The following is a 26207-nucleotide window of genomic DNA, read 5'->3' on the forward strand; positions in this document are numbered from 1 at the left end:
TGGTGTCCGCACCAGTGCGTCGCTCTGCGTGTCCTGTCGCGCGGGTCGCGGCTTCGTGGCTGGTGTCCGCACCAGTGCGTCGCTCTGCGTGTCCTGTCGCGCGGGTCGCGGCTTCGTGGCTGGTGTCCGCACCAGTGCGTCGCTCTGCGTGTCCTGTCGCGCGGGTCGCGGCTTCGTGGCTGGTGTCCGCACCAGTGCGTCGCTCTGCGTGTCCTGTCGCGCGGGTCGCGGCTTCGTGGCTGGTGTCCGCACCAGTGCGTCGCTCTGCGCGTCCCGTCGCGTGGGTCACAGCTCCGCGGCCAGCGCCCGCACCCGCGCGTCGCTCTGCGCGTCCCGTCGCGCGGGTCACAGCTCCGCGGCCAGCGCCCGCACCACCGCGTCGCTCTGCGCGTCCCGCCGCGCGGTGACCGTCAGCACCGCCACGAACTGCTCCACGAGCCAGTCCCGCAGCTCCTCCGGCGGCGGCTGCTTGTCCTCGTCGAGCCAGATCAGCGAGGCGGCCTCCACGGCGGTGATCCACATCCGGATGGTCATCCGCAGCCGGGGACCGGGATCGGCGACGTCGAGGTGGCGGAGGATGTGCTCGGCGGCGGCCCGCCGCACCCCGTCCACGATCGCGGTCGTCCGGGAGGTCTCCACCACGCTGCCGCCCTGGAGCAGGGCGCTGAAGCCGGCGTCGTGGCGGCCGACGAAGGCGAGGTAGCGGTCCACGGCCCGGGTCAGCCGGGTGAGCAGCGGGCCCGTCCGCGGCTCGTCGAAGCAGTCCCGCAGCTCGTCGGCGGCGGACTTCAGGGCCGCCTCGTAGAGCTGCTGCTTGCCGCCGGGGAAGTACCGGTAGACCAGGGGCCGCGACACGCCGGCCGCCTCCGCCACGTCGTCCAGCGACACCTCCTCCGGCGCCCGGTGGGCGAACAGGGACAGCGCGGCCTCCAGGAGCTGGCTGCGGCGCTCCTCGACACTGAGGCGCCGGTAGGCGGGGGTGGAGGCCTGCGAGGTCATGTCCGCAGCGTAACCGGCTGTGGTGGGCGTGCGCCGCGCCCGCCCGCCGGTCCCCGTACCGGATCCCGGCCCCCGGAGCCCGCGGGGCGCGGCTCCGGCCGGGCGCCCGGTCAGGCGAGCAGCCCCGAGGAGCGCCAGAGCCGGCGGCCCGGGCCGCGCAGCACGCCGATGTCGTCGAGGAAGTCCGTGAGCTTCTTCGCGCCCTGCTGCATCACCTCGCGCCGGTGCGCGCTCGCCCGCACCTGGGCGACGGCCTCGCGCCGGTCCAGGCCGACGTTCGTGTAGACCTCCGGGTTCACGAAGGCCACCGAGAACACCCGGGCGAACTCGCCCGAGGAGACCCGGGTGAACTCCTGGGACCAGCGCGGCGCGGTCATCATCTGGCGCCGCAGCTCCTCGCGGGCGTACCGGACGTGCCGCGCCTCCTCGATCACGTGGATCCGGGTGACGCCCCGGATCAGCGGCTGCACCCGCTCGTCGGGGAAGGTCAGCCGCTGCATCCAGTCGAGGACCTCCTCGCCGAGGAGGGTCGCGGTGAACGAGCCGGGTGTGGTGGAGACCGTCTTGAACACGCGGCCCAGGGCCTGGTGGACGCGGCCCACCGGGTACCAGGGGGTGCCGCTGCGCGCGATCACGCGGGCGAACATCTTCGAGTGGCGGCACTCGTCCTCGATCTCGGTGAGGGCGTACCGCACGTGCGCGCTGGTCGCGGACTTGTCGTAGATGTGGCGGACCAGCAGCTGCATCAGGATCAGCTCGAACCAGATGCCGAGGGAGGCGAGCGCGGCGGCCTCGTGGCGGGAGAGCAGCAGACGCTGCTCCTCGCTCATCCGCCGCCACAGCGGGGTGCCGTACAGCGACACCAGCTCCGGCGGCCAGAACCACTTGCCGTCCTCGAAGGGCGCCTCCCAGTCCAGCTCCTCGTCCGGGTCGAAGGAGTGCTTCGCGGAGGACTCCAGCAGCCGGCGGGCCACCGACTCGCGGTCCTTGAGCTGCCCGAGCGCGTCCCGCAGGCCGTCGAGCGCGTCGGTCTCCGACAGGGTCGTCATGACGGTTCCACCTCGGGGCGTCTCGGGTTACCGACAGGTCACCTTTATGAGACTGCCTGTCAGCAAGCCCGTCAATCCCCCGCGCACGACATGTCGCCGGCCGGACCGCCCGGTCCGTCCGGCGCATACGGGCCGGGCGGACCGGTGACGCACCGCAGGGAGCCGCACCGCAGGGATCACCCGGGCCTCAGCACCGCCTCCATCACCGCCCGCGCGACCGGAGCCGCCGTGCCGCCGCCACTGATCTCCCGCCGACTGCCCCCGGCGTCCTCCACCACCACGGCCACCGCCACCTTCGGCTCCATCTCGTCCTCCCGCTGCGCCCAGGAGATGAACCAGGCGTACGGCGTGCCCGAGTTGCCCAGCCCGTGCTGCGCGGTGCCGGTCTTCCCGCCGACCACCGCGCCGGGGACCGCCGCCTTCCCGCCGGTGCCGTCCTCCACCACCCCGCGCATCAGCTCCCGCATCCGCAGCGCCGTCGCCGGGTGCATCGCCCGCCGCACCGGGCGCGACCCCGCCGCGGACACCGTGCCGCCGCCCGCCCGCGTGGTCCGCTCCACCAGGTACGGCTCGCGCACCTGCCCGCCGCTCGCCACGGCCGCCGCGACCATCGCCATCTGCAGCGGCGTGGCCCGCGTGTTGTACTGCCCGATCGACGACAGCGCGAGCTGCGCCGCGTCCACCGTGGTGTCGAAGGTGCTGGGCGCCACCCGGAACGGCACGCGCCGGTCCGGGTCGTTGAAGCCGAAGAGCTCCGCCGTCTCCCGCATCCGCGCCACCCCCGTGGCGACCCCGAGCTGGGCGAACACCGTGTTGCAGGACCGCACGAACGCGTCCCGCAGCGTGGCGTCCGCGCAGTCCCCGGCCCCGTTGACCAGCCGGGTCGTCGTCCCCGGCAGCAGATACGGGTCGGGGGAGCGGGTCGGCTCGTCCAGGCCCTTCACCGTGCCCGCGTCCAGCGCCGCCGCCGCGGTGACCACCTTGAACGTCGAGCCCGGGGGATAGGTGCGCTGCACCGCCCGGTTCAGCATCGGCCGGTCCGGATCGGCGTTCAGCCGCGCCCACGCCTCCCTGGCCGTCCCGCCGTTCCCCGACAGCGGCTCCGGGTCGTACGACGGCATCGACACCAGCGCCAGGATCCGCCCGGTCGACGGCTCCACCGCCGCCACCGCGCCCTTCCGCCCGCGCAGGCCCTCGTACGCCGCCCGCTGCGCCCGCGGGTCGATCGTGGTCAGCACGTCGCCGCCCGCGCTGCGGGACCGGGTGAACTCGTTCCACAGCGGCAGCGGCGCCAGCACCGGGGCGGCCCCCGACAGCACCGCGTCCTCCGTGTTCTCGAGCAGCGTCGTGCCGTACTCCTGCGAGGCGAACCCGGTCACCGGGGCGTACAACGGCCCGTTCTCGTACGTCCGTTCGTAACGCAGGTGCTCCCCGGTGTCCCGGGACCCGGTGACCGGGTGACCGCCGACCAGGATGTCGCCGCGCGGCTGCTGGTACCGCACGATCGCGGCCCGGCGGTTGGCCGGGTTGGCCTCGTACTCCTCGGCGTGCAGCACCTGCACCCGGGCCGCGTTGACCAGCAGTGCGACCAGCAGCAGCGCGCAGAACAGCGCCGCGTGCCGGATGTGCCGGGTCACCGGAGGGCACCCGGGGCGGCCTGCCGCCGCGCGCTGTCGCCGAGCCGGACCAGCAGCGCCACGATCGCCCAGTTGGTCACCACCGAGGAGCCGCCCTGCGCCAGGAAGGGCATGGCCATCCCGGTCAGCGGGATCAGCCCGGTCACCCCGCCCGCGATCACGAACACCTGCAGCGCCACCAGCGAGGCGAGCCCCACGGCGAGCAGCCGCCCGAACGGGTCGCGCAGGGCGAGCCCGGCCCGGTAGCCGCGCTCCACCAGCAGCCCGTACAGCAGGAAGACCGCGGAGAGTCCGGCCAGCCCCAGCTCCTCGCCGGCCGTCGCCAGGATGAAGTCGGACTTCACGGCGAAGCCGATCAGCACCGAGTGCCCGAGCCCGAGCCCGGAGCCCAGGATCCCGCCCTCCGCGAAGGCGAACAGCGACTGGGCGATCTGGTTGGGGCCCTCGCCCGCCTCGATGGAGGCGAACGGGTGCAGCCAGGTCTCGATCCGGTGGTGCACGTGCGGCTCCAGCCGGCCCACCGCGACCGCGCCCAGCGAGGCCAGCAGCAGGCCCACCGCGATCCAGCCGGTGCGGCCGGTGGCGACGTACAGCAGCACCACGAACAGGCCGAAGAACAGCAGCGAGGTGCCGAGGTCCCGCTCCAGGACCAGCACGCCCACGCTGACCAGCCACACGGCGAGGATCGGGCCGAGCACCCGCCCGGTGGGGAGCTGCACGCCCCAGACACGGCGGCCCGCGTAGGTCAGGGCGCTCCGGTTCGCGGCGAGGTACGCGGCGAAGAACACCGCCAGCAGCACCTTCGCGAACTCGCCGGGCTGGATGGAGAACCCGGCCACCCGGATCCAGATGCGGGCGCCGTTCACCGCGGGGAAGAGGATCGGCACGGTCAGCAGGACCAGCGCGACGGTGACGCAGAGGTAGGCGTAGCGCTGGAGCGTCCGGTGGTCGCGCAGCACCAGGACCACCGCGATGAACAGCGCCACCCCGAGCGTCGACCAGACGAGCTGGGCGGGGGCGGCCCGGTCGCCGGGCGTCTCCAGGTCGAGCCGGTAGATCAGCACCAGGCCCAGCCCGTTGAGCAGCACCCCGATCGGCAGCGGCAGCGGGTCGGCGAGCGGCGCCCGCCAGCGCACCGCCAGATGGGCCAGCAGGGCGAGCACACCGAGCCCGGCGCCGTAACCGGCGGCGCCGGGCGGGACGGTGCCGTTCCTGGCGAGGCCGACGGCGCAGTAGCCGTACACCGACAGTCCGACGGCCAGGACGATGAGGGCGAGCTCCACGCCGCGGCGTCCGGTGGGGCGGGCGGCGGGCGCGGGCGGATCCGCCGTCGCCAGGGTCGTACCGGCCTTGCTCATGTCCGGAACTTACCCACATGTGGCGCTTCGCGTGGTGCGCTCATCAGCACCAGCGTGGCGCGGGACCGATGTTGTCGATGTACCGGGCCGGGGCCCAGGCCCAGGTGCCGTCCGTGAGGAGGTACCAGAGCGGGTTGCCGTCGACCTTGTCGCCCGGCACCTTGCAGTGGATCGAGACGACGTCGCCCTTGTGGGCGTACCGGATGACCTTGGAGCCGCGGTTCGGGGCGCTGCGCAGGGCCAGCTTCTGCGTGGTCACGACGCCGCGGTACTCGCCCTGGTCGCCGTGGTCGCCGCCGGCCTGGCCGCCCCCGCCCTGCTGGCCGTTGCCGCCCTGCTGGTGGGAGCCGCCGCTGTTGCCGGCGCCGCTGTTGTTCCCGGTGCCGTTGCCGCCCTGCTGGCTCCAGTCGCCCTGACTGCTCTGGCCGCTCTGGCCGGGGTCGTCGGCGGCGAGGGCGGGGGTGACGGCGGTCGCGACCGCGAGGGCCCCGGCGGCGAGCGCCATGGGCAGACGACGGGTGAGCGGGAGACGCGGGGGACGCAGGGGCATGGCGGTACCTCCAGGGGGGAGACGACGGGTCGAAGGTGACTCGTCGCCACATTAGGAGCGCCCCCCGGACGCCCGCCCGCCCTGCTGCGCCATCGGGGACGGCGCTCCGCCCTCCGGGTCACCCGCCGCGGCCCGGCGGCCGCCCCCGGTCACTCCGCCAGTTCCTCCAGCATCCGCGCGGTGGCGAGCCCCGTCCGCAGGTAGTCGACGAACAGGTCGTTGTGCAGCGCCCAGGAGGAGCGGCGGGACCGGATCAGCCGGATCGCCGCCTCGGCCGGACGGCCCCGGCGCATCAGCGCGTGCGCGACCACCAGACCGGAGCGGTTGTAGCCGTGGAAGCAGCGCACCAGCACCGTGCGGCCCGCGTCCAGGGCCTCGCACGCCGCCTCGGCCAGCCGGATCACCCCCGCGAGCTGGGTGCCGTCCAGCGGGCCGTCCGGGATGGGCCACACGTGGTGCTCGACCCCGGGGTCGGGGCCGTGCTCCGGCAGCCGCAGCAGGGTCTGCACCAGGTCGAACTGCCGGCGCACCACCACCTGCTCCACCCGGCCCGCGGGCCCGCGGACCTGGTGCCCGCCCATCCACAGGCCGGGCACGATCTCGTCCCACGGGCTGTCCGGAGCCGGTACGTCGGGTCGACTCTCGCGGGTACGCAACGGCGCCTCCCACCCTCACCGGCCAACTCCTGTCCACGGTAACCGGCTTCTTGCCCCGCAGCACCCCGCCTGTTCCCATGGAGACGTGTGAAGGCGGGGGGAGACGGGGTGAGGGCGCATGGACGGACCACGCGTCGTGCCGGCCCGCCGGCACGGCAGGGACTTCCTCCACGTCCGTCTCCCGGACGGCAGGACCCTCGCCTGGTACGACCACGAGGCGGCCCGTGTGCACCTCCTCGACGCCGAGCACGAGGAGGAGGCGCTCGCCGCCCTGGGCCCCTACCTCACCGGCCCGGTCTCCGTCGGACCGCCCCCGGTCCCCACCCCCGCCGACCTCACCCGGCTCTCCCTCCCTCCCGACGACGACCTCGCCCCGAACCGTCCCGGCGAGGCCCTGCTCGTCGACCTCGACCGGAACCCCGGCCCGGCCCGCCGGCTGCGCCCGGACCCGCGCCGCGGGGAACTGGCCGCCCAGCAGGCGGTGGGCGCGGCCCTCGACGCGATGGACGGCGCGGGCTGGCGCGCCCTGCACTCGCTGCCGCTCCCCGGCGGCCACGACGTCCACCACCTGCTGATCGGCCCGGGCGGCCTGTACGCCCTCCACGCCCGCTCCGCCCACCGGCAGCGGGTGACCGTCGCGGAGCCCCGGGTGCGCATCGGTCGGCGCCCGCCCGAGCCCGTGCTGCACCGGGTGCGCGCCGACGCCGACCGGGCCGCCCACGCCCTGACCGCCGAGGTGCGGCCGGTGCTGGTCCTGGCCGGCGCCCGCCGGGTGACGGTCACCGCCGCGCCGCGCGGGGTGCGGATCCTGACGGACGCGGACGTGCCGGGGCTGGCGCGCGGGGGAGGCGTGCTGAAGCCGGCGGACGTGGAGGCGCTGTACGCGACGGCACGGGACCGGAGGACGTGGGCGGGGCTGTGAGCGTCCGGGACGGAGACCGTTCTCGTTCCGTCCCGGACGGGGTGCCGACGGGCGCCGCCCCTCCGCCTCTCGGTGACGGGAGTCATACGATGAGAATCTAGTGCAAACTATGACAAACGCTCCGACGCTGATCGGCGGACGACCGGAGAGGTGCTGCACGTGAGGTCCATCTGGAACGGCGCGGTCTCGTTCGGGCTGGTCAGGATCCCGATCAAGCTGGTGAACGCCACCGAGAACCATTCGATCCCCTTCCGCCAGATCCACATCGAGGACGGCGGCAGGATCCAGTACCGGAAGTTCTGCGAGATCGAGGACCGCGAGGTCAGCGGCAAGGAGATCGGCAGGGGCTACGAGGACGCGGACGGCATGATCACCCCGATCACCGACGAGGACCTGGCCGGGCTGCCGATCCCCACCGCCAGGACGATCGAGATCGTCGCCTTCGTGCCGGAGGACCGCATCGACCCGCTCCAGATGGACGCCGCGTACTACCTCCAGGCGGGCGGGACGTCCGCGGCGAAACCGTACGCGCTGCTGCGGGAGGCGCTGAAGCGGAGCAGGAAGGTGGCCATCGCCAAGTACGCCCTGCGGGGCCGGGAGCGCCTCGGCATGCTGCGGGTGGTGGGCGACGCGATCGCCATGCACGGCCTGCTGTGGCCGGACGAGGTCCGGGCCCCCGAGGGGGCCGCGCCGACCGCCGCCGTCACCGTCCGGGACAAGGAGCTGGATCTCGCGGACGCGCTGATGGACGCGCTCGGCGAGGTGGACCTGGAGGACCTGGAGGACGAGTACCGCGCGGCGGTGGAGGAGGTCGTCGTCGCCAAGGCGGCCGGCGAGACCCCGCGGGAGGCGCCGGCCCCGGAGCCCGGCGGCGGCACGGTCCTGGACCTGATGACGGCCCTGGAGAACAGCGTCCGCGCGGTCCGCGAGTCCCGCGGCGAGGACACCGGCGCCGAGCACCTGCCGCAGCGTAAGACGCCCCGCTCGTCCCCGAAGGAGACGGGCGGCAAGAAGTCGACCTCGACGGCGGAGGGGACGACGTCCTCACCGCGCACGTCGGCGTCGAAGACGTCCGGGACGAGCCGGAGCGAGAAGAAGGCGACGGCGAAGAAGACCCCGGCGAAGAGGACGCCCGCCAAGAAGACGGCCTCCCGCAAACGCCCGGCCTGACCCCGCCCCTCTCCGTGATCCGCGGCCGTCCCTTGCTCTGTACGGCTCGCGGGCGGGCCGTGAGCCACCACCAGCGGTGCCCGTTTCCTCCCGGTCCATCAGTCAGGTGACGCGGAACACATTCACCAAGACGCCGATGCTGGGGAAGAGTTACCGAGACGTAGTGGCACTGTGGAAACGCCACGAAGCCCGAGCAAGCGGCCTTGCCCGCCCCGCGGAACGCACCCGCACCTCACGTCCCGCGCGGCCGCCCCACCGGGCTCCGCCCCCGACCGGCACGGCGGTCCGACTGATCCCGGCGGCCGGTTCCGGCGTCTTCCCCTGGGGGCGCGTTCCGGCATACGCGACCCGCCGGACCGGCCGGCACGACTGGCCGGACGGACCGGAGGGTGATCCGAGACTGCGGTGGAGGGCATGGACGAGAACGAGTTCGACGCTTTCTACGCGGCCGCCTTCCCCCGTCTGACCGGCCGGCTGTTCGCCTTCACCGGGGACCTCGGCGAAGCCCAGGACGTGGTGCAGGAGGCGTTCGTGCGCGCATGGGACCGGCGCCACCGGCTCGCGGCCGACGAGGCGCCGGAGGCATGGGTGCGCACCGTCGCCATGCGCCTCGCGGTGAGCCGCTGGCGTCGCGCGAAGCGCTGGCTGGAACTGGTACGGCACTCCCCGCCGCCCGAGGTGACGCCCGGACCGGACCCCGACCGCACCGCCCTGGTCGCCGCCCTGCGCCAACTCCCGGAGTCCCAGCGGATGGCGGTCGTGCTCCACCATCTGTGCGACCTCAGTGTCGAGCAGGTAGCCTCCGAGACCGGCGCACCGGTCGGCACGGTCAAGGCACGCCTGTCCCGCGGACGGGCGGCGCTGGCCAGACACCTGGCGGTGGACGAGGCCGAGGAGCCGGCCTGGGAGGGGGGCGGCCGTGTCGGATGACCTGTCCGCGGCCCTGCGTGAGCTGGCCGCCCGGCACGAGGCCGCGCCGCCCCTGGCCGCCGCGGAGGTCCGGGACCGCGCCCGGCGCCGCTCGCGCCGCCGCAGGACGGCCCTCGCGCTCGGCACCGCGGCCACGGCCGCCTGCGCGGTCACGGTCGCGACCCTCGCCCCGCACACCGGCCACCCCACCGGAGAGCGGCACCGCCCCGGCGCGCCCCCGGCCGCCTCGCCCACCCCCGCCCGGCCCTCCACCACCTTCACCCCGACCCGCGCACCCCGCCCGTCCGGCCGGCTCGACCCGAGCCTGCGCACCCTCACCCTCGGCGACCGCGTGCTGCGGGTCGACCTGCGCGCCGCCGGCCGCCTCCCGCCCGGCGCCCGGCTCACGGTCGTCGCCCGGAGCTCCGGCGCGGTGCTGCCGCTGCGGACCAGGACGGAGGTCCGCGAGGTGAGGGTGCCCCACCTGGTGGAGCTGCGCGCCCCCGGCGGCGCACACCTCTACGCGGGCGCCCTCTCCTTCGACGCCAGGGTGCTGCGCGCCCTCGCGGGCACCACGGGCTGGGTGGGCCTGAGCGCGCGGGACGCCGAGTGGCTGCACGACCGGCTGCGCGACGGCGACCAGATCGAACTCGCGACGACACCCGCCCCGCGCTGAACGCCTTTCCCGGGCAGGCCAGCTGAACGCCTTTCCCGAACAGGTCAGTCGACCAGTCCGCGCCGGTACGCGTAGACGACCGCCTGCACCCGGTCCCGCAGCTGGAGCTTGGACAGGATGCGGGACACGAACGTCTTGACCGTCTCCTGGCTGATCACCAGCGCCGCCGCGATCTCGCTGTTGGACAACCCGTCCGCGATCAGCCGCAGCACCTCCAGCTCGCGCGGGGTCAGCGGGACCCCCCGGTCGCCGCCCTCGACGGGCCGGATCCGGGAGGCGTACCGGCCCACGAGCTGCCGGGTCACGTCCGGGTCGAGCAGCGCCGCGCCCGAGGCCACCGTCCGGATGCCGAGCAGCAGCCGGTCCGGCGGCGCGTCCTTCAGCAGGAACCCGCTCGCCCCGGCGCGCAGCGCCTCGTAGACGTACTCGTCGAGGTTGAACGTCGTCACCACGAGCACCTTCACGGGATCACGGACCCCGGAGCCGGCCAGCAGCCGGGTGGCCTCGATGCCGTCCAGCACCGGCATCCGCACGTCCATCACCACGACGTCCGGCCGCACCCGCGCGGCCAGGTCGACGGCGGCGCGCCCGTCCGCGCACTCGCCCGCCACCTCCATGTCGGGCTGCGCGCCGATGATCGTCACCAGCCCGGTGCGCACCAGCGTCTGGTCGTCGCAGACCAGCACCCTGATCGGGGCGCCGCTCACGACGGGCTGCCGGTGGGTATCCGCGCCCGCACGGCGAACCCCCCGTCGGGACGCGGCCCCGCCTCGAACGCGCCGCCCAGGACGTCCACCCGCTCACGCAGACCGGCCAGCCCCCGCCCGCTGCCGCCCGGCGAGGCCACGGCCCCCGCTCCGGGACCGTCCGTGCCGACCTCCACCGTGATGTCCCTCCCGCTGTGCCGCACCAGAACCGAAGTAGGTCGCCCGTGAGCGTACTTGAGCGCGTTGGTGAGGGACTCCTGCACCACCCGGTACGCCACCAGGTCCGCGCTCCCGGTCGACGCCGCCGGGGTCCCCTCCTCGGTGAACTCCACCGGCTGCCCGGCCCGCCGCGTCTGCTCCACCAGCGTCAGCAGCCGGCCCACCGGCGGGGTCCGGGAGCCCTCGCCGTGGTCCGGGTTCAGCAGGTCGAGCAGGTGCCGCAGGTCGGCGACGGCCCGCCGCCCGGTGTCGCTGACCGCGGTCAGCGTCTCGTCGAGCCGCTCGGGCGCGGCGGTCAGATACCGCGCCGCCTCCGCCTGCACCACCATCGCGGTCACGTGGTGGGTCACCACGTCGTGCAGCTCCCGCGCGATCCGGGCCCGTTCGGCCGCCCGGGTCCGCTCCGCCACCTGGTGGCGCCGCTCCGCCTCGGCGATCCGGGTGGAGCGCAGCCACGCCCCGCCGCCCCACAGCAGGCACAGCGCCACGTAGAACGACACGAACTCGGCCGGCGGCTCGCCCGCCCCGCGCCGCAGCAGCTCGGCGACGAACAGCACGTACGCCAGGGAGAGCACGGCGACCGTGGTGCGCCGGTACCGCTCCAGATGGGCGCCGGCGCTCAGCAGCGCGAGGGGAAGCGCCGTCCCCGCGACCGAGTGGTACCCGCGCAACTGGTCGAGGACGAAACCGGCCGCCACCAGGGCCAGGCAGAGGACCGGCCACTGCCGCCGCAGGGCGAGCGCGAGGGACTGCGCCCCGATCGCCACGGCGGCCACCGCGTCGTACGGACGCTCCGCGACCGCGCCGATGTCGGTGCCGCTGCCGCGCAGGCTCGGCACGAACGCCAGGGCGCACAGCAGCACGGCGAACGGCAGGTCCCGGACCGTGACGTGCGTCCGGTCCCAGACCTGCCGCAGCCCGCGCGGACGGATCACCGGGAGAGCACGGCCGCGTCGGCCCGCTTCGAGCGGCGGGGCGTCAGGTGACCGCGCCGGCGGGCCAGCAACAGGAAGCCGACGGTCAGCAGCAGCCCGGCCGCCAGCGTGTACAGGCTGGCCTCGGGGCCGAACTCGCCCCCGCTGATCAGGGTCGGCCCGGACGTGGAGGCGTCCAGCAGACCCTGCTGGGTGTCGTTGCCGGAGACCTCGGTGCTGAAGAGACCGGACGCGGCGAAGTTCCACCCGAAGTGCACGCCGATCGGCATCCAGAGGTTACGGCTGGCGACGTACGCGGCCCCCAGCATCGGCCCCGCCGACAGCGCGATGACGGCGGCGCCCCACAGGCTCGCGTCGGGGTTCGCCAGATGCCACGCGCCGAACAGCACACTGGTCGGAACCAGCGCCCCCCACGTACCGAACCGCCCCTCCATGGTCCTGAACAATACCCCGCGGAACAGCAGCTCCTCCGTGACGGAGGCGCCCGCCATGAACCCGGCCAGCCCCACGGCGCCGGTGTACGACCCCCAGCCCTCCACCTCGTAGTGCCCCATGAACGCGATGTTCGCCACCACGGACACGAACATCAGCGTCCCGATCAGCACCCCCCGGCCGACCGCCCCGACCGCGCCCTTCCGGGCCACCTCCGTGACCGTCCGCCGCTCGGTGCGCCCCACCACCCAGGCGTAGACGTACACGGCCAGCACCGACGCCACCAGGCCTACGCCGAGGGTGGCCCACGGATTGTCCTGGACCGCGGCCACACTCTGTCCCGCGACCATGGACACCACCACCACGGCCAGCAACTGCCAGACGACACGCACGACTTGCTCCTCGGCGAAAGGGGGGAACGCGGCGGTGAGAGGACCGCCGCTCCGACACCCCTGACGCTACGGATCCGCGCCGCGGGAAGCGTCACCAGCGAGTGGACACCCTCGCGTAGCTCCTACGGGGGACACGGGGCGCGGTGTCCCCCGTGGCGGCGGGACGTCGCGCGCGGGGTCCCCTCATGGCGGCGGGGCGCCTCAGGACGACGCGTCCCCTCAACGCCACCCCGTCACGGCGCTCAGCGCCACCCCTTCACGACCCCGGAGGCGAGCCCGCGGACATGAACGCGGTGCTGATCGCCCCACGGCCCCACCGAACGCGGACACGGACGCGGCGACGCACCCTCCAAACGGGGCTCCTGACAGGGCAGGATGACCCCATGGCGGACACCCCCATCGCGAACACGCACCAATACGAGGCCTGGAACGGCTACGAGGGCCGGCACTGGGCCGACCACCAGGCCCGCTATGACGCCCTGAACGACCCCGTGAACGCCCCGCTGCTGGACGCGGCGGCCCTCCACGGCACGGACACCGTCCTGGACATCGGCTGCGGCAACGGCCGCCTCACGCGACTGGCCGCCCGCCGCGCCCGGCACGCCGTCGGCATCGACCTGGCCGCCCCCATGCTGGAACGCGCCCGAGCGACCGCCGAAGCCGAAGGCCTCCCCCACGTCACCCACGTCCAGGCCGACGCCCAGGTTCACCCTTTCGAACCGGCGTCCTTCGACGTGGCGTTGAGCCGCTTCGGTGTGATGTTCTTCGCGGACCCGGTGGCGGCGTTCACGAACATCGCCGGGGCTCTGCGGCCGGGCGGCCGCCTGGCCTTCGTCTGCCTCCAGTCCTTCGACCGCCAGGACCAGGCGAGGGTGTTCGAGGCGGTGGCGCACCACGCGCCGCTGCCGGACCTGACGGCGGCGTCGGAAGCGGGCCCGGCCTCCTTCGCGGACCCGACCCGCACGCGGGCGGTCCTGTCGGCGGCGGGCTTCGACGGGATCGAGGTGACCTCTCTGGACACCGAGCAGGTATGGGGCACGGACCCGTCCGACGCGTCGGCCTTCCTCTTCGCGTGGGGCCCGATGCGCCACTGGCTGCGTGACACCCCGGCTGAGGCGGTGGAGCGCGCCCGCGAGGCGGCGACGGAGGCGTTCGCGGCGTACGCGACGGAGGAGGGGGTGCGGCTAAGGTCGCGGTGCTGGCTGGTGACGGGCGGACGGCCGGGGGCCGCGCGGACGGTGTGACGGGACCCGACCGGGCCAGGCGCACGCTCGCTCCCGGATCTCCACATCCGAGGGGCGACCGATGTGATCACGCACAGGTGATCGGCGCGTGCTAGAGCGAGCCAGCCGGTCACCGCGCGGTCACGCGGAACGGCTTTGGCCGGCCTTTCACTGCCGAGGGTCAGGGCGCCGCCGAGGGTGGCGGGGGAGTGTCACGCCACGTCCACCCCGCCCTGGCTCTGCTGCTTGCGCGCCTGCTGGAACTGGTCCCGCAGGGCCTGCACCTCATCCTCGGTGATGGCGCCGTGGTCCGCCTCGGCGGCCTGGATGAGGTCGTCGAGGTTGTCCCGCTCGATCTGGCGGGCGACGGCCGCGGCGACGTAGGACGACAGTCCGGAGGTGCCGCTGCGCGCACGAGCGGCCTCGGCGATGTCCCGGGGCATCGTGATCGAGTACTTCTGGGCGGGCTCACTCATGCTCTTCATGTTCCTCCGTACGCCACCATGAGGGGTGCGCGAGTGTACGGGTGCGCGGAGCGGGCGCGACAAGGATTGATGGCGGTGAGGTAGAGAAGCAAGGCGTCGGGCGCCACCGGTGGGCGGAGGAACACCCCGCATGATCCCCGTCCACCGGGTGCATGATTCGTCATCGCGGCGACCGAAAAGTTCCGCCGCCTGGGCCGGGAAACCGGCCGAGGCGGCCGAACACGCGGACGCTCGCTTAACTCGGCCACGTAACGCGGCATGCGTCCCTACAGCAGGTGGTCGGCCTTCCCGGCCTTGATGTCGGTGATGAGGGTGCGCAGGGCTTCGAGGGAGTCGGTGAGAGGGTTCTCCTCCTGACCGGCGACAGCTATGTACCCGTTGCCGTCGGCATCGGTACCGAGGCGGAAGCAGGAGCTGCCCTCGGCGCAGAACGGGTCCTCCCAGGTGATGTCGGGCATGGGTCCTCCTCATAGTTGGCGTGCGATGTCACGGACGAAGTCCCTGGACCGCTCTGGCGGCAGAGCCAGACTTTCCAACAGATCGAGTTGCGCCCGGTATTTCGCCAACTGGCCCTCGGCGTGCAGGAAGGTGGGCCCGTGAGAGCTGTCCACCTGCACCGTATCGAGCTGCGGTACGGGCCCTTCGATGTGGACGACCGTCTGCCCAGCCCCAGGGAACGCACCGTGGGTGAAGGGGAGGACGAGCACGGTGACGTTGTCCCGTTCGGAGACCTCCAGCAAGTACTCCAACTGGGCACGGGCCACGGTGGGACCGCCGAACTGCATCCGAAGGGCGGCTTCGTGGATGACCGCGACGTAGGGAACTGCCTTGTCACCGGTGATCACCTGCTGGCGTTCGGCGCGCAGCGCGAGGCGCAGAGCAACCTCGTGTTCGGGCAGGGGAGGAACCGCGGCCCGGAAGATGGCCATCGCCTGCTCCGAGGTCTGGAGCACCCCAGGCACATGCACAGTGTTGGCGCCGCGCATGCGCACGGCGTGGCTCTCGATCTCCGCGATGTCCAGCAAGCCTTGGGGCAGGATGCCTCGGTAGCGCTCCCACCACCCCGTACTCGCCTGAGTCATCTCGACGAGCGCCTCGATGTACTTCTCATCGGTCACATCGCAGTTGCAGGCCAACGTGCGCAGACGGTCAGCGCTGATGCCCCGGACTCCGGACTCGATGTTGGAGATTTTGCCTCGGTCCACGCCCAGTAGGCCGGCCGCGAACTCCGCCGACATCCCTGACGCGGTACGAATGCGCCGCAGCTCACTCCCCAGTCGCTTCTGTCGCTCCGTGGGGGTCGTCCTCGGCGGCATCGGCGTTCCTTCCATCCCGTAGAGGTCGCTCGGCGGCTCCTGGAGCCCGCCGCACCCTCCGTGGTGAATTCTCCTGAGTGCGTGGAAAATTTACCACTGGCTGCTCTACTGTCAGTGCAGCGAACGCTACACACCGCAATGCCGGAAGTGCACCGCGCGAGCATGCCCACCTGCCCTGGGGCGGGTATGCCCGCGACCAGGGCGGTAGGCCACCGGCGGACTCAAACCCCTCACACAGCACTGGAGTTCGTCATGCCCGAAATCCCCCTGGTGCCCATCCACTGGCATCTCCCCGCCCACCCCGCCTCCGTACGGCGGGCTCGCCACGCGGTGACCGAATCCCTGCCGCGCGCCCTCCGCCCGCGCCTCGGTGACGACCTCGGACTGCTGACCTCCGAACTGGTCACCAACGCCATCCGCCACGGAGCGCGCGGGGAGGACGAGGAGCTGATCGAACTCGTCCTGTGGCCCGCCGAAGGACACTACTGGCTCGCCGTCTCCGACCCGGGCATCGGCAAGCCGGAACTGGCCCACCCGAGCGCGGACTCGGAGAACGGCCGGGGCCTCCTCCTGGTCGACCACCTCGCCACCGCCTGGACCGTCCGCCCCCGCCCCACACGGGGCACCTCCGTGGTCGCCGGCCTCGCTTACCGCCAAGACGGCTGACCTGGCGAACCGGTCGGCAGGGCCGGCCTGACAGCACATCCCTCACCCCACTGTCAGGCCGACCGCCCCAACTCAGCGGAACCGGAGTTGTCGAGCGTGTAGAGACCCCTGGCATCCCGTCCGCGGCGTCTTTGTGCTCTGCGTCTCAGCTCGTTGGATAGCCGATCTCCGCGATGTCCTCAGAGAGATCCGCCATGACGATTTCCGAGTTCAGCGCGCGGACCACCTCTTCGGTCAGCGGGCGGGAGGAGAAGACGTGACGGACGGCCTCCAGGTCGACCGGGACCTCGTAGTAGTCCTCGGCCCATCGCTGGAACGCCTCCGGGGTGCGATCCACCAGCAGTTGGAAGAGGTATCCGGCACCGTCCGGATCTTCTGTTGCCGTATCGGGGAAATCGATCGTTCCCGTCTTCCAGCGGTCGTCGACCGTCTCTCGCCACGTGCAGGCGGTGACAACAGGCATCCCGTCCTCGTCGGAGAACGCCGGCTCCTCGACATAGGGCCGGAAGACCTCAGGAACCTCGTCGAGCACGCCGGGCCATGGCCCGTCTTCTGCATAAGGGCTCATGGGCGACTCGTGGTCGAACCCTCGCACGTAGGCGCCGGCGGCCGAGAAAACGATCGAGTACTCGTCGCCCGACCCGCTCCGCATCGAGGCCATCGACTCCGTCTCGGACCAGTGGTCGTCGAAGGAGTGGCGACGGCTCTCCCACTCAGGGCTCAGGACTGCCTCCAGGACGGCCATGGAGCGGCAGTGCTCACGTAGGACGGCTATCTCGGGCAGGTGTCGAGCAACGTCATGAACGGTCACCCGCCCATCCAAGCGCACGCATCTGACACGCCAGGGTCCTGACCGGTGGACCACTCCGAGGACTGCGGCCTGTCCGTCCCACCTGGGCAGCTCCGACGTACGGCCGCTCCTAGCGGCATACGCCTGCACACACGCGAAGACCTCGTTCTCAGCGTTTTCGATGGTGACGGGGGCTTTGGGTGCCCCATGCTGGGTGCCCCCGGCAGGAGTTGACCTGTGCACACGGCTCCGGAGGGCGCTTCATGCTCCTACGTTTACGCAGGTCACGGGTTGATGATCGGCCGCTGGAGCGCGATCCGTCCACAGGTAGTCCACGGACGGTGAAAGACGCTGTGAGGTAGAGCCCACGTCCGTATCGGGTGCGTCCCGGACCCGCATGGCGCGAATGGTGACCGTAGCTGGACACCGTCCACCGCCCTCCGCATCCCGGCCGCCGCCTTACCGAAGGTGGTCGGCGGCCAAGGACCATGGCCGGGCTTCAAGGGGCCGTCTGGGCCTCCACCCAGTCTGCCGGGGTGGAGGCGTGCAAGCAGATTCCGTGTCGCTCCAGGGCATGAAGATGGCGCCATAAGGCACGCATGCGAGGCGGTGAGACCGGGGTCCAGCGCGAGGAGTTCACGGGCGGCCAGGTGACGTAGTCCGCTGCCGAATGGGGGCGCTGAGAGGTCGTTCTCTTTCCGAACTTCGTGTGCGGTTTCCGCTGGTCCGGCATGAGATAGCGGCTGGCACGGAAGTCTGGGTCCGTTGCTGACCGAGACGTCGTGGGGGTGACGGATGCCGTCGATGCGGGCGGTGTTGGAAGCGCGGCAGAAGGCCGCGGCGGTGCGGGTGGAGGATCTCGAAGCGGAGCTGGAGCGAGTGCGTGCGGCTCTGACCGAGGCGGAAGAGGTGCTCCGGCGCCGGGTGATCGGCCTGGAGCAGTATCTGGAGGCGCTGGCCGAGGAGAAGGCACCCGCCGTGGCCGTCGTGTCGCAGAGGAAGCCGGTGGGTCCGCGCCGGGCGGTGCCTCACCGCCAGGGCGCAGCCGGCCCCGAGGTGTTGTCGGTGGACTACCAGGCGTTGATGGCCGCCGCCGGGGAGGCGGGAGCCGATGGGCTCGGTGCCCGGCGGGCCGCGGTGGTGCTGGGCTGGGACAGCGCCTCCGCCTCCCGTGTCGAGGGAGCGCGGGCCCGGCTGAAACGGCTGGTGGAACGGGGCTGGCTGGTCGAGGAGAAACCGGGCAGGTTCATGCTGCCCGCACCGGAGCAGGACACTGCCGGCGCTGGGCGGCCAGGCGGCGGCTCATGAGCATGGTCATCGACCACAGGACGACGCTCTCGCTGGTGTCAGGGCGTCGCTCGTAGTCACGGACCAGGCGCCGGCTGCGCAAGAGCCAGGCGAAGGATCTCTCGACGACCCAGCGGCGGGGCAGGACCTGGAAACCTTGGACGTTGTCGCTGCGGCGGACGATGTCGAGGACAACTCCGAGATGCGCCGCGGTCCAGTCGGTGAGGTGGCCGGTGTAACCGCCGTCGGCCCAGACCCGCGCCAGCCGCCGGAAGTGCTTCTTTGCTGTCGGAAGCACGATGCGGGCCGCGTCCCGGTCGGTCGTGGAGGCCGGCGTGACCAGCACGGCCAGCAGCAGGCCGAGGGTGTCGGTGAGCCGGTGGCGCTTGCGCCCGTTGATCTTTTTCCCCGCGTCGTATCCCCGTGAAGTGAGAGCGACCGTGGCGTCCGCCTTCACCGACTGCGAGTCCACGACGGCCGCGCTCGGCTCCGGGCTGCGGCCCTCGGCCCGGCGGATGGCCTCGCGCAGCCGGTCGTGCAGTTCGGCCGTCAGGCCCGCATCGCGCCAGCGGGCGAAGAAGGCATACACCCGTGGCCAGGGCGGGAAGTCGGCGGGCATCGCTCGCCACTTGATGCCGTTGTCGACGAGGTAGCGCACCGCATCGATCATCTGCCGGTGGCAGTAGCCCTCCGGCCGTCCGCCCCGGCCGGCCAGCCAACCCGGAACCGGCAGCAGGTCCCGCACCAGGGCCCACTCGGCATCGCTCATGTCCGAGCCATACCGAGGCCGGCGCTCCGGCCGGTCGGCCGCGTTCCCGAACCGATGGGCGAGACAGTCACACTCAGGAGTGGACGGACTGGACCCGGCAACCACGACCACGCGACACTTCGACAACAGGGCCTCTTGTTTCTCGCTGGACTCGACAACCGCGAGCTACCAAGAGGCCCTTCTCTTCATGCCCTGACGTCAGCCAACTCACTCGATCCAGTATCCCGTTCGAACCAGACCGAGCACACGAACGGATAGAGAACGGCCAGTGAGGCGTACACCGGCGAGCGGCCGCTTGGGACCTGCTCAAGTCTTGAGCGAAGGCAATTGCGGTGAGGTTTCCTGCCACACGTGGATGGCAGGCGGGGACGTTCAGGCGATAACGCGGTAACGGCGGCGCAGTAGCGCCAGGACTATGACGGCCGCGACGGTCATCCACGTTTTGCCGAGGATTTGTCCAGGCAGGTAATTGAGGGAGCCGAAGGCGAGGTGGAGGAACAGGAGGCTGTCGACGAGAAGCCCGACGGCGTTCGAGGCGAGTATCGCAACCAGAAGTCCTCGGCGGCGCAGGGGTTCGTAGACGACGAAGTCCATGGTTTCGGCGATGGCGAAGGCAACCGCTGAGGCAGTGGCGAGGCTGGGGTCCGCGAGAAGGTAGGAGAGGACGGTGCCGATGGCTATGGCGGCGAGGATGGCGCCACGGCCGGTCGCTTCGCGTGCAAGGTCGCGCAGGACGAGTGCCAGGCCGACGAAGTAGACGCCGGCGGGCGCCACGTAACCGAGGCCGACGGGTACCGCGCCGAAGTGGGTGACGGCCAAGTTGGCGGCCGGGATGGTGGCGATGTACGCGATGACTGTGGCAATACCGGCAGGAGCGGGGGCCTTCACGATCTACTTTCTGTCTCGGTGGGGGGTTGCTGCGCTCGGCTCCAGCGGCGGACGGGCGGTGGGACGAACGTGCAGACAGTACAGCGCAGGACACTGACATCCTTAAGGCGTCGGTCCGCGCTGCAGTGCTGAGAGAAGTGCCTGCTGCCGGGAGGTGAGTAAGGTCCCAGTGGGGTCAGGCGATGCCGCCCTGAGGGACTCGGGTGGGCTCCTGAATGGCGAACGCGCTAGTCAGCGGCGCCAGCGCCCGCCGCAGGCACGGCGTAGGGAAGGGGTTGGCACCCCCTTTCTGCCCCAGGGCGTGTGAGGGGCTTCAACCGGTGTAGGTCAGGCTGGCGATGGCGTCGTGGCTGTGAATACTTTCCAGGTTCTTCGCCCGGATCGCGTGTTTCAGCCCCTTTTCACGGCATGCAAGGCTTATATCCCGGATGATGTCTTCGACGAAGACTGGGTGGTCGTAGGCCTGCATGGTGACGACGCGTTCGTCGGGCCGCTTGATGAGGGGGAGGACAGGGGCGGAGCCGACGCTGCGCAGCAGGTCGACGATTTCGTGGACCGCCAGGGGGTAGGGCGCGTCGGCGGTCCCGGTGACAGTGAGGGTGACCTCGCTGCGCTGGTTGTGGGCGCCGTAGTCGGAGATGGCCTTGGAGCACGGGCACAGACTGGTGACGTCGGTGGTCACCGTGGTGGCGACGGTGCAGGTGTCGGGGGTGATGTAACCGGTGATGGTGACGTCGTGGGTTTGCCACGACTTCTGCTTACTGGCGGGTGCGGTCACGGTCGTGGCGATGGGCAGGGACAACGTCACGGCCAGGCTGGGGGCTTCGAGCAGGGCGAGCCCTCGTTTGAGGGCGATGGGCAAGTCCTGCGGGGCGAGGGTGGCCACTTCCTGATGCACTAGGGCGATCATGCGGCTCATGTGGGTGCCGCGTCGGTCGGCCTGCAGGCCGACGGTGACACTGATGTCGGCGATGCCATGCTGGCACGTGTGACCGTCATCGAACGTGACGGGATAGCGCAAGCCGCTGATCCCTACTTCGTCGATGGCGATGCCGCGGGAGTCTGCCTCGTTTTGGATGTCGTGCATGCCGCTACTCACCTCGGTAGGTGCAACCGGAGGTGCAGGTCTCGCGCACGGTGATCGCCGACAGGCCGGGAAGCTCGGTGACCATCCGGTCCCAGATCCAGCGGGCCAGGTTCTCACTCGTGGGGTTGTCGAGGCCTTCGATATCGTTCAGGTAGTAATGGTCGAGTTGTGCATCAATGGGCTTAAAAGCCTGTTTGATGTCGCCGAAGTCCATCACCCAGCCCGCCTCCGGCTCAACAGGTGCCTCCACGTGCACGGTGACCTTGTAGGAGTGGCCGTGCAGGCGGGCGCACTTGTGACCCTCGGGCACGCGCGGCAGGCGGTGAGCCGCTTCGAAGGTGAACTCGCGAAAGATTTCCATTACTGAATTCCCAGATACTTATGCGTCTGGAGGGAGAGTGTCCAGCGCGGGTTCTTCATGCAGTACTCGACGGCGGCACGGGTGTGGGCCTCGCGGTCGGCGTCATCCAGCGGCTGCAGGCGGAAGTGGCGAAAGTCGAGGTGTTCGAACTGGGCGGGGTCGCCACCGGCCTGGGGGTAGACCAGTTTGAGTTCGTCGCCGCTGGTGAGGACCAGGGTGGAGCCGATCTTCGGGCTCACACACAGCCAGTCGATACCGCGGGGAGCGGGCCGGGTGCCGTTGGTTTCCACCGCGATTTCGAAGCCGCGGCCGTGCAGGGCCTTGATGGCGGCCTCGTCCAACTGCAGCAGGGGTTCTCCGCCGGTGCACACCACGAACCGGTGTGCTTGGTCGGTGGTGGGCCAGGCGGCCTCGACGGCGTCGGCCAGTTCCTGGGCGGTGCGAAAGCGGCCGCCGCCTTCGCCGTCGGTGCCCACGAAATCGGTGTCGCAGAACTGGCAGATCGCGCGGGCGCGATCCTGTTCGCGGCCGGTCCACAGGTTGCAGCGGGAAAACCGGCAAAACACCGCCGGGCGGCCGGCGTGGCCGCCTTCACCCTGCAGTGTGTAGAAGATTTCCTTGATCAGGTAGGTCATGCTCAGGCGCTCTGGTACCGGACGGGGTCGCTGACGCCGGCTTCGGCGAAGCCCTTCAGGCGCAGCAGGCAGGTGTCGCACTTGCCGCAGGCCCGGCCCTGCTCGTCGGGGTCGTAGCAGGAGGAGGTCAGGGAGTAGTCCACGCCCAGGCGCAGGCCCTCGCGGACGATGTCGGCCTTGGAGAGTGCGATCAGGGGGGAGTGCAGCGTGATCTTGGAGGTGCCCTCGACGCCGGCCTTGGTCGCCAGGTTGGCCATGGTGGCGAACGCCTCCATGTACTCGGGGCGGCAGTCGGGGTAGCCGCTGTAGTCCACGGCCGTGACCCCGGTGAAGATGTCGCTGGCGCCGACGGTCTCGGCAAACGCGAGCGCGAAGGACAAAAAGATCGTGTTGCGGGCCGGCACGTAGGTGATCGGTACCCCCGTCTCTTCCACGTCCGCGAGCGACTCGTGCTTGGGCACCTCGATGTCGGCCGTCAGAGCAGAGCCGCCGAAGACCCGCAGATCGATGTCGGCGATGACGTGTCGGGCCACGCCCTGGGCCTGGGCGACCCGCTGTGCCGCCTCCAACTCGATGGAGTGCCGCTGCCCGTAGCGGAAGCTGAGCGCGTAGGGAGTGAATCCCTGGTCCTTGGCGATGGCCAGCACCGTGGTCGAGTCCAGGCCGCCGCTCAGCAACACGATCGCGGGACGGTCCATGCTGTCACTCCCTTATCTGAAGTCCAGTTGCCTCCGTTGAGACAGTGGCAGCCTACCGTCTTAACTACCGGCTACAGTAATCACAACCAGAATCGAGTTACGGAAGTCAGAGGTCGAACCGCAGTGAACGAGTTGCCCATCGTGGTCACGTGCACGGACCGGAAGACCTCACCCCCCGAGGCCACCCTGCAGGCCCGTGCCCTGCCCAAGACGGGCCTGGCGGAGCGGGCCGCGGAATGGGCCCGCCGCCTGCACGCCGCGCCAGGGCCGCGCATCGCGCTGGAGGACCTCTATCAGGGCGACCAGTGGCGGCGCGCCCAAGCCATCACAAAAGCCGCATCTCAGGCCGGTTTTGTTCCCCGGCTCTACGTGGCCTCGGCCGGTCTGGGCCTGCGGCCAGTCTCCAGCCTTGCACCCTCCTACGCAGCGACTTTCCTGCCCCGACACGCAGATTCCGTGGCTTCCTCCAGCGCGCAGGCCACCGACTGGTGGGATCACCTGCAACGCATGGACGCCAGTTGTCAGCTGCCCCAGATCGCAGCCGCCGCCGGCCGGGCGCTGGTGGTGCTGTCCGAGACCTACGCAGGGGCCATGCACCGCGACCTTGCCGCGCTGGCGGCCACGGGAGCCGAGGTGGTGCTGGTCGGGGGAGCCTGCGAGCTGGACGGCATCGTGCGCGTGCCGGCCAACGCCGCCCTGCGCCACGCCCTGGGCGGCACCCGCACCAGCTTGAACGTCCGCATGGCGGCTGCCTGGCTCGAGCGCTGCACGCCCGGCCACCTCATCACCCCCAGCGCACGGCAACGTTGGAGAGACTGGGTCGCCCAAGTCGCCCGCCCCGAACGCTACGAGCGTCGGCCGATGACGGACGAAGCCGTGATCGACTTCATCGAACAGTCGAAGGACAGCCACCCCGGCTACTCCCGCACCCGCCTGCTGCGCCTGCTGCGAGACCAGGGGATGGCCTGCGAACAAAAGCGCTTCGCCGACCTGTACACAGCGACGATTGGCCCTCGATGACCTCCCTTGTGCTTAAGCGCCGGGCCCTGCGGATCGAGCAGCACCCCACAATCCCCCTGTACGTGTTCACCCTGGCGGCAGAAGAGGTGCGCCAAGTCGCCGACGTGGCACGCATTTCGAGGGACGAGGCTGGCAAACTGATCGGCTACCAACGCCCCGAGAAGAAGCAGCACGTGAAGCAGATCCTCGAGTACCTCGACGGCGAGGAGGTCCTGTTTCCCAACGGGCTGATCATGGCGCTGCCCTCCAGCGTGCGGTTCAAGTCCAGCCCGGGCCCGGGCAGCAGCGACGGCCTGTGCACCTCGGGCACGCTGGAGATCCCCCTGCCCGACGCCCCTGATGCCCCACGGCCGGCCTGGATCGTCGACGGCCAGCAGCGCAGCCTCGCCCTGGCCCGCACCCGCAACACCCGCCTGGCCGTGACCATCGCCGGGTTCGTCGCCGAAGACCTGGAAACCCAACGCGACCAGTTCCTGCGCGTGAACACGGTCTCCCCGCTGCCCACCAACCTGGTCACCGAACTCCTCCCGGAAGTCGGCACCCTCCTGCCGACCAAGCTCTCCGCCCGTAAGCTCCCCTCCGTCCTGGTCGAGGCCCTAAACCACGACAAGGACTCACCGTTTAGGGGCCTGGTGCGCCGCCCCTCCACCACGGCGGAGCAGAAAGCGGACGCCGTCGTCACGGACAACAGCCTCACCACCGCGATTCAGGAATCCCTCAACTCCCCTTCAGGCGCCTTCTTTCCTTACAAGAACCTGTCCAACGGCACGGTCGACACCGCCACCATCCGCCAGATCCTCGTTGTCTACTGGACCGCGGTGCGCGACACCTTCCCCGACGCATGGGGCCTGCCGGCGACCCGGTCCCGGCTGATGCACGGCGTGGGCATCCGCTCCATGGGGCGCCTGATGGACCGCGTCATGATGGCCATTGACCCCGCGTCACCCCATGCCGTGGAGTTGGCGCGGGCCGAACTCGCGCTGATCGCCCCGCATTGCCGCTGGACCCAGGGACGCTGGCCCGACCTGAACACCCCCTGGAACGAACTCCAGAACAATCCCCGCCACATCAGCACCCTATCGAACTACCTCCTCCGTATCTATGTGCAGGAAAAGGCAAAAGCCGCGTGAAATTCTATTTCCCTGACAGCCAGGACCTGGTGAGCCCCACCTACGACTTCATCAACGACGAGTACTCGCCCTACCGAGTCCGTCAGCGCGATGACGTCTACGCCCACCAGGCCGTGACGCCGATCCCGTATGACGGGATCCTCGTCAGCAAGGCGGTTGTCGACGGATCCATGAAGGGCGCAGGAAAATACTCCGCCCCGCAACGCGAGCGCCTCTACCGTCTGGGCGTGAGGAACTTCTTCCGCCTTCCCGACACTTGCTCCACCATCGGCGACTGCGGCGCCTTCAACTACATCGACGAAGAACGCCCCCCGTACGAAGTCGACGAAGTCATCGACTTCTACGGCCGCTGCGGATTCGACGCCGGCATCAGCATCGACCACATCATCTTCGGCTACATCCCCCAAGAATCCGATACGGAACCCGAAGCGGCTTGGGTGGAACGCCAGCAGATCTCCCTCGAACTTGCCGAAAACTTCCTCGCCGCCACAAAAAAACACGGCGCCCGCTTCCAACCCGTCGGCGCCGCCCAGGGATGGGGACCCGACAGCTACGCCCATTCCGTCGCCCAACTACAGAAAATGGGATACCGGCGCATCGCCCTCGGCGGCATGGTCCCCCTCAAGTCCCACGAGATCCTCGCCTGCCTGCGCGCCATCGACGCCGTACGCAACCACGACACCGAACTCCACCTGCTCGGCATCAACCGCGTCGATAGCATGGAACAGTTCGCCCGCCACGGCGTGGCCAGCTTCGACAGCACCAGTGCCTTCCGCCAGGCCTTCATGGACGACCGCAACAACTACCACACCGCTACCGACTCCTACACCGCCATCCGCGTCCCCCAAGTCGACGGCAACCCCGCCCTCAAACGCCTCATCCTCTCCGGCCACGTCTCCCAAGCCGAAGCCATCATCGCCGAACGAGACTGCCTGCGCGCCCTCCGCGCATTCGACCAAGAAGAAACAGCACTCGAAGAAGTCATGAGTGCCCTCGCCACCTACGAAAACCTCGTCCTCGGCCCGAAAAAGAAAAGCTACCTCGAGTACTACGAACGCACCCTGGCTGACGCGCCCTGGCGCACGTGCCCCTGCGCCCTGTGCAAGAAGCACGGAATCGAAATCGCCATATTCCGCGGCAGTGAACGCAACAAGCGCCGCGGATTCCACAATCTCACCGTGCTCGAGGCGAAGATGAGACAACTCACCTTCGAATAGACTCCAGCACTAACCTAGCTTTTC

Annotated in this window: 29 protein-coding genes and 1 pseudogene; 10 read left to right on the plus strand and 20 right to left on the minus strand. The window is 70.8% G+C overall.

The genetic code is table 11. The features are described 5' to 3' along the window. Window positions 1-345: 345 nt before the first annotated feature. From ACWH4W_RS12045 to ACWH4W_RS12070, 6 genes are all read right to left on the minus strand, one after another. Window positions 346-999: a TetR/AcrR family transcriptional regulator gene (locus ACWH4W_RS12045; protein ID WP_473075743.1), complete on the minus strand. Its 654-nt coding sequence runs from the start codon at window positions 997-999 to the stop codon at window positions 346-348. A gap of 110 nt (window positions 1000-1109) precedes the next feature. After that, complete coding sequence (locus ACWH4W_RS12050; protein WP_473075744.1) at window positions 1110-2048, minus strand: AurF N-oxygenase family protein; 939 nt, start codon at window positions 2046-2048, stop codon at window positions 1110-1112. A 176-nt stretch (window positions 2049-2224) separates the two neighbouring features. Then, window positions 2225-3685 (minus strand): penicillin-binding transpeptidase domain-containing protein, encoded by a 1461-nt coding sequence (locus ACWH4W_RS12055; protein ID WP_473075745.1) that lies wholly within the window; start codon window positions 3683-3685, stop codon window positions 2225-2227. Then, window positions 3682-5043, minus strand: coding sequence for an FtsW/RodA/SpoVE family cell cycle protein (locus ACWH4W_RS12060; protein WP_473075746.1), 1362 nt, complete (start codon window positions 5041-5043; stop codon window positions 3682-3684). Before ACWH4W_RS12060 ends, ACWH4W_RS12055 begins: the two co-directional genes overlap by 4 nt. A 43-nt stretch (window positions 5044-5086) precedes the next feature. Then, window positions 5087-5593 carry an SH3 domain-containing protein gene (locus ACWH4W_RS12065; protein ID WP_473075747.1) on the minus strand — a complete coding sequence of 169 codons (507 nt, stop codon included), beginning with the start codon at window positions 5591-5593 and terminating at the stop codon, window positions 5087-5089. 149 nt (window positions 5594-5742) lie between these two features. After that, the gene (locus ACWH4W_RS12070; protein WP_473075748.1) at window positions 5743-6249 is read right to left on the minus strand and encodes a protein-tyrosine phosphatase family protein; all 507 of its coding nucleotides are present in this window, start codon (window positions 6247-6249) and stop codon (window positions 5743-5745) included. A 118-nt stretch (window positions 6250-6367) separates the two neighbouring features. Here ACWH4W_RS12070 and ACWH4W_RS12075 point away from each other — a divergent pair, with 118 nt between their 5' ends. The 4 genes from ACWH4W_RS12075 to ACWH4W_RS12090 all read left to right on the plus strand — a co-directional run bounded on the left by ACWH4W_RS12075 (window position 6368) and on the right by ACWH4W_RS12090 (window position 9926). Further along, window positions 6368-7171, plus strand: coding sequence for an NERD domain-containing protein (locus ACWH4W_RS12075; RefSeq protein WP_473075749.1), 804 nt, complete (start codon window positions 6368-6370; stop codon window positions 7169-7171). A gap of 159 nt (window positions 7172-7330) precedes the next feature. Then, window positions 7331-8341 (plus strand): non-homologous end joining protein Ku, encoded by a 1011-nt coding sequence (ku, locus tag ACWH4W_RS12080; protein WP_473075750.1) that lies wholly within the window; start codon window positions 7331-7333, stop codon window positions 8339-8341. 414 nt (window positions 8342-8755) lie between these two features. Next, complete coding sequence (locus ACWH4W_RS12085) at window positions 8756-9271, plus strand: SigE family RNA polymerase sigma factor (protein WP_473075751.1); 516 nt, start codon at window positions 8756-8758, stop codon at window positions 9269-9271. Next, window positions 9261-9926, plus strand: coding sequence for a hypothetical protein (locus tag ACWH4W_RS12090; RefSeq protein WP_473075752.1), 666 nt, complete (start codon window positions 9261-9263; stop codon window positions 9924-9926). Before ACWH4W_RS12085 ends, ACWH4W_RS12090 begins: the two co-directional genes overlap by 11 nt. A gap of 44 nt (window positions 9927-9970) precedes the next feature. Here ACWH4W_RS12090 and ACWH4W_RS12095 read toward each other — a convergent pair whose 3' ends face one another. Genes ACWH4W_RS12095 through ACWH4W_RS12105 form a run of 3 tightly spaced genes read right to left on the minus strand, consistent with a single transcriptional unit; the run spans window position 9971 to window position 12611 of the window. Continuing rightward, on the minus strand, window positions 9971-10633 hold the full coding sequence (locus ACWH4W_RS12095) for a response regulator (RefSeq protein WP_473075753.1): 663 nt from the start codon (window positions 10631-10633) through the stop codon (window positions 9971-9973). Further along, the gene (locus ACWH4W_RS12100; protein WP_473075754.1) at window positions 10630-11787 is read right to left on the minus strand and encodes a sensor histidine kinase; all 1158 of its coding nucleotides are present in this window, start codon (window positions 11785-11787) and stop codon (window positions 10630-10632) included. The genes ACWH4W_RS12095 and ACWH4W_RS12100 overlap by 4 nt, the downstream gene beginning before the upstream one ends. Then, entirely contained in the window at window positions 11784-12611 is an 828-nt protein-coding gene (locus tag ACWH4W_RS12105) for a CPBP family intramembrane glutamic endopeptidase (protein ID WP_473075755.1), read from the minus strand. The genes ACWH4W_RS12100 and ACWH4W_RS12105 overlap by 4 nt, the downstream gene beginning before the upstream one ends. A 383-nt stretch (window positions 12612-12994) precedes the next feature. Here ACWH4W_RS12105 and ACWH4W_RS12110 point away from each other — a divergent pair, with 383 nt between their 5' ends. Beyond that, a complete protein-coding gene (locus ACWH4W_RS12110; protein WP_473075756.1) occupies window positions 12995-13855 on the plus strand; it encodes a class I SAM-dependent methyltransferase in 861 nt (286 codons plus the stop codon). Between the two features lie 53 nt (window positions 13856-13908). On the opposite strand, the pseudogene ACWH4W_RS12115 reads toward ACWH4W_RS12110, so the two are convergent. The 4 genes and pseudogenes from ACWH4W_RS12115 to ACWH4W_RS12130 form a co-directional block, all read right to left on the minus strand. Then, window positions 13909-14019, minus strand: a pseudogene (locus tag ACWH4W_RS12115) (DNA-binding protein); the annotation flags it as partial. Window positions 14020-14046: 27 nt separating this feature from the next. Further along, entirely contained in the window at window positions 14047-14310 is a 264-nt protein-coding gene (locus ACWH4W_RS12120) for a CopG family transcriptional regulator (RefSeq protein ID WP_473075757.1), read from the minus strand. Window positions 14311-14585: 275 nt separating this feature from the next. Next, entirely contained in the window at window positions 14586-14777 is a 192-nt protein-coding gene (locus ACWH4W_RS12125; RefSeq protein WP_401627071.1) for a hypothetical protein, read from the minus strand. 9 nt (window positions 14778-14786) lie between these two features. After that, window positions 14787-15635: a helix-turn-helix domain-containing protein gene (locus tag ACWH4W_RS12130; RefSeq protein ID WP_473075758.1), complete on the minus strand. Its 849-nt coding sequence runs from the start codon at window positions 15633-15635 to the stop codon at window positions 14787-14789. Between the two features lie 252 nt (window positions 15636-15887). Between ACWH4W_RS12130 and ACWH4W_RS12135 the strand changes: the two genes are divergently transcribed. Then, the gene (locus ACWH4W_RS12135) at window positions 15888-16301 is read left to right on the plus strand and encodes an ATP-binding protein (RefSeq protein ID WP_473075759.1); all 414 of its coding nucleotides are present in this window, start codon (window positions 15888-15890) and stop codon (window positions 16299-16301) included. Between the two features lie 145 nt (window positions 16302-16446). Here ACWH4W_RS12135 and ACWH4W_RS12140 read toward each other — a convergent pair whose 3' ends face one another. Next, complete coding sequence (locus ACWH4W_RS12140) at window positions 16447-17112, minus strand: hypothetical protein (RefSeq protein WP_473075760.1); 666 nt, start codon at window positions 17110-17112, stop codon at window positions 16447-16449. Window positions 17113-17886: 774 nt separating this feature from the next. Here ACWH4W_RS12140 and ACWH4W_RS12145 point away from each other — a divergent pair. Beyond that, on the plus strand, window positions 17887-18399 hold the full coding sequence (locus ACWH4W_RS12145) for a hypothetical protein (protein ID WP_473075761.1): 513 nt from the start codon (window positions 17887-17889) through the stop codon (window positions 18397-18399). On the opposite strand, the gene ACWH4W_RS12150 is transcribed toward ACWH4W_RS12145, so the two are convergent. From ACWH4W_RS12150 to queC, 6 genes are all read right to left on the minus strand, one after another. After that, the gene (locus tag ACWH4W_RS12150; protein ID WP_473075762.1) at window positions 18338-19147 is read right to left on the minus strand and encodes an IS5 family transposase; all 810 of its coding nucleotides are present in this window, start codon (window positions 19145-19147) and stop codon (window positions 18338-18340) included. The genes ACWH4W_RS12145 and ACWH4W_RS12150 overlap by 62 nt on opposite strands. Before the next feature lie 372 nt (window positions 19148-19519). After that, window positions 19520-20035 carry a VUT family protein gene (locus ACWH4W_RS12155; RefSeq protein WP_473075763.1) on the minus strand — a complete coding sequence of 172 codons (516 nt, stop codon included), beginning with the start codon at window positions 20033-20035 and terminating at the stop codon, window positions 19520-19522. Window positions 20036-20348: 313 nt separating this feature from the next. Further along, entirely contained in the window at window positions 20349-21122 is a 774-nt protein-coding gene (locus tag ACWH4W_RS12160) for a GTP cyclohydrolase I FolE2 (protein WP_473075764.1), read from the minus strand. Window positions 21123-21126: 4 nt separating this feature from the next. Then, entirely contained in the window at window positions 21127-21483 is a 357-nt protein-coding gene (gene queD / locus ACWH4W_RS12165; RefSeq protein WP_010040266.1) for a 6-carboxytetrahydropterin synthase QueD, read from the minus strand. Further along, on the minus strand, window positions 21483-22118 hold the full coding sequence (queE, locus tag ACWH4W_RS12170; RefSeq protein WP_352379660.1) for a 7-carboxy-7-deazaguanine synthase: 636 nt from the start codon (window positions 22116-22118) through the stop codon (window positions 21483-21485). Before queE ends, queD begins: the two co-directional genes overlap by 1 nt. A 2-nt stretch (window positions 22119-22120) precedes the next feature. After that, on the minus strand, window positions 22121-22816 hold the full coding sequence (gene queC, locus ACWH4W_RS12175) for a 7-cyano-7-deazaguanine synthase QueC (protein ID WP_457700026.1): 696 nt from the start codon (window positions 22814-22816) through the stop codon (window positions 22121-22123). A gap of 123 nt (window positions 22817-22939) precedes the next feature. On the opposite strand from queC, the gene ACWH4W_RS12180 reads away from it, so the two are divergent. From ACWH4W_RS12180 to dpdA, 3 genes are read left to right on the plus strand one after another with little or no spacing between them, the layout of a single operon-like run. After that, window positions 22940-23836, plus strand: coding sequence for a hypothetical protein (locus ACWH4W_RS12180; protein WP_473075765.1), 897 nt, complete (start codon window positions 22940-22942; stop codon window positions 23834-23836). Further along, window positions 23833-24966, plus strand: a complete 1134-nt coding sequence (gene dbpB, locus ACWH4W_RS12185; RefSeq protein ID WP_473075766.1) for a DGQHR domain-containing protein DpdB — start codon at window positions 23833-23835, stop codon at window positions 24964-24966. Before ACWH4W_RS12180 ends, dbpB begins: the two co-directional genes overlap by 4 nt. Next, window positions 24963-26183: a tRNA-guanine transglycosylase DpdA gene (gene dpdA, locus ACWH4W_RS12190; protein WP_457700032.1), complete on the plus strand. Its 1221-nt coding sequence runs from the start codon at window positions 24963-24965 to the stop codon at window positions 26181-26183. The genes dbpB and dpdA overlap by 4 nt, the downstream gene beginning before the upstream one ends. The last annotated feature ends 24 nt before the right edge of the window (window positions 26184-26207 follow it).

This window comes from Streptomyces sp. DSM 120436, from assembly GCF_055778765.1.

Coding starts and splice junctions, on each gene's coding strand:
- ACWH4W_RS12045 (WP_473075743.1), bottom strand. CDS start 999: ATGACCTCGCAGGCCTCCACCCCCGCCTACCGGCGCCTCAGTGTCGAG.
- ACWH4W_RS12050 (WP_473075744.1), bottom strand. CDS start 2,048: ATGACGACCCTGTCGGAGACCGACGCGCTCGACGGCCTGCGGGACGCG.
- ACWH4W_RS12060 (WP_473075746.1), bottom strand. CDS start 5,043: ATGAGCAAGGCCGGTACGACCCTGGCGACGGCGGATCCGCCCGCGCCC.
- ACWH4W_RS12065 (WP_473075747.1), bottom strand. CDS start 5,593: ATGCCCCTGCGTCCCCCGCGTCTCCCGCTCACCCGTCGTCTGCCCATG.
- ACWH4W_RS12075 (WP_473075749.1), top strand. CDS start 6,368: ATGGACGGACCACGCGTCGTGCCGGCCCGCCGGCACGGCAGGGACTTC.
- ACWH4W_RS12085 (WP_473075751.1), top strand. CDS start 8,756: ATGGACGAGAACGAGTTCGACGCTTTCTACGCGGCCGCCTTCCCCCGT.
- ACWH4W_RS12110 (WP_473075756.1), top strand. CDS start 12,995: ATGGCGGACACCCCCATCGCGAACACGCACCAATACGAGGCCTGGAAC.
- ACWH4W_RS12120 (WP_473075757.1), bottom strand. CDS start 14,310: ATGAGTGAGCCCGCCCAGAAGTACTCGATCACGATGCCCCGGGACATC.
- ACWH4W_RS12125 (WP_401627071.1), bottom strand. CDS start 14,777: ATGCCCGACATCACCTGGGAGGACCCGTTCTGCGCCGAGGGCAGCTCC.
- ACWH4W_RS12130 (WP_473075758.1), bottom strand. CDS start 15,635: ATGCCGCCGAGGACGACCCCCACGGAGCGACAGAAGCGACTGGGGAGT.
- ACWH4W_RS12135 (WP_473075759.1), top strand. CDS start 15,888: ATGCCCGAAATCCCCCTGGTGCCCATCCACTGGCATCTCCCCGCCCAC.
- ACWH4W_RS12145 (WP_473075761.1), top strand. CDS start 17,887: ATGCCGTCGATGCGGGCGGTGTTGGAAGCGCGGCAGAAGGCCGCGGCG.
- ACWH4W_RS12150 (WP_473075762.1), bottom strand. CDS start 19,147: ATGAGCGATGCCGAGTGGGCCCTGGTGCGGGACCTGCTGCCGGTTCCG.
- ACWH4W_RS12160 (WP_473075764.1), bottom strand. CDS start 21,122: ATGCACGACATCCAAAACGAGGCAGACTCCCGCGGCATCGCCATCGAC.
- queD (WP_010040266.1), bottom strand. CDS start 21,483: ATGGAAATCTTTCGCGAGTTCACCTTCGAAGCGGCTCACCGCCTGCCG.
- queE (WP_352379660.1), bottom strand. CDS start 22,118: ATGACCTACCTGATCAAGGAAATCTTCTACACACTGCAGGGTGAAGGC.
- queC (WP_457700026.1), bottom strand. CDS start 22,816: ATGGACCGTCCCGCGATCGTGTTGCTGAGCGGCGGCCTGGACTCGACC.
- dbpB (WP_473075766.1), top strand. CDS start 23,833: ATGACCTCCCTTGTGCTTAAGCGCCGGGCCCTGCGGATCGAGCAGCAC.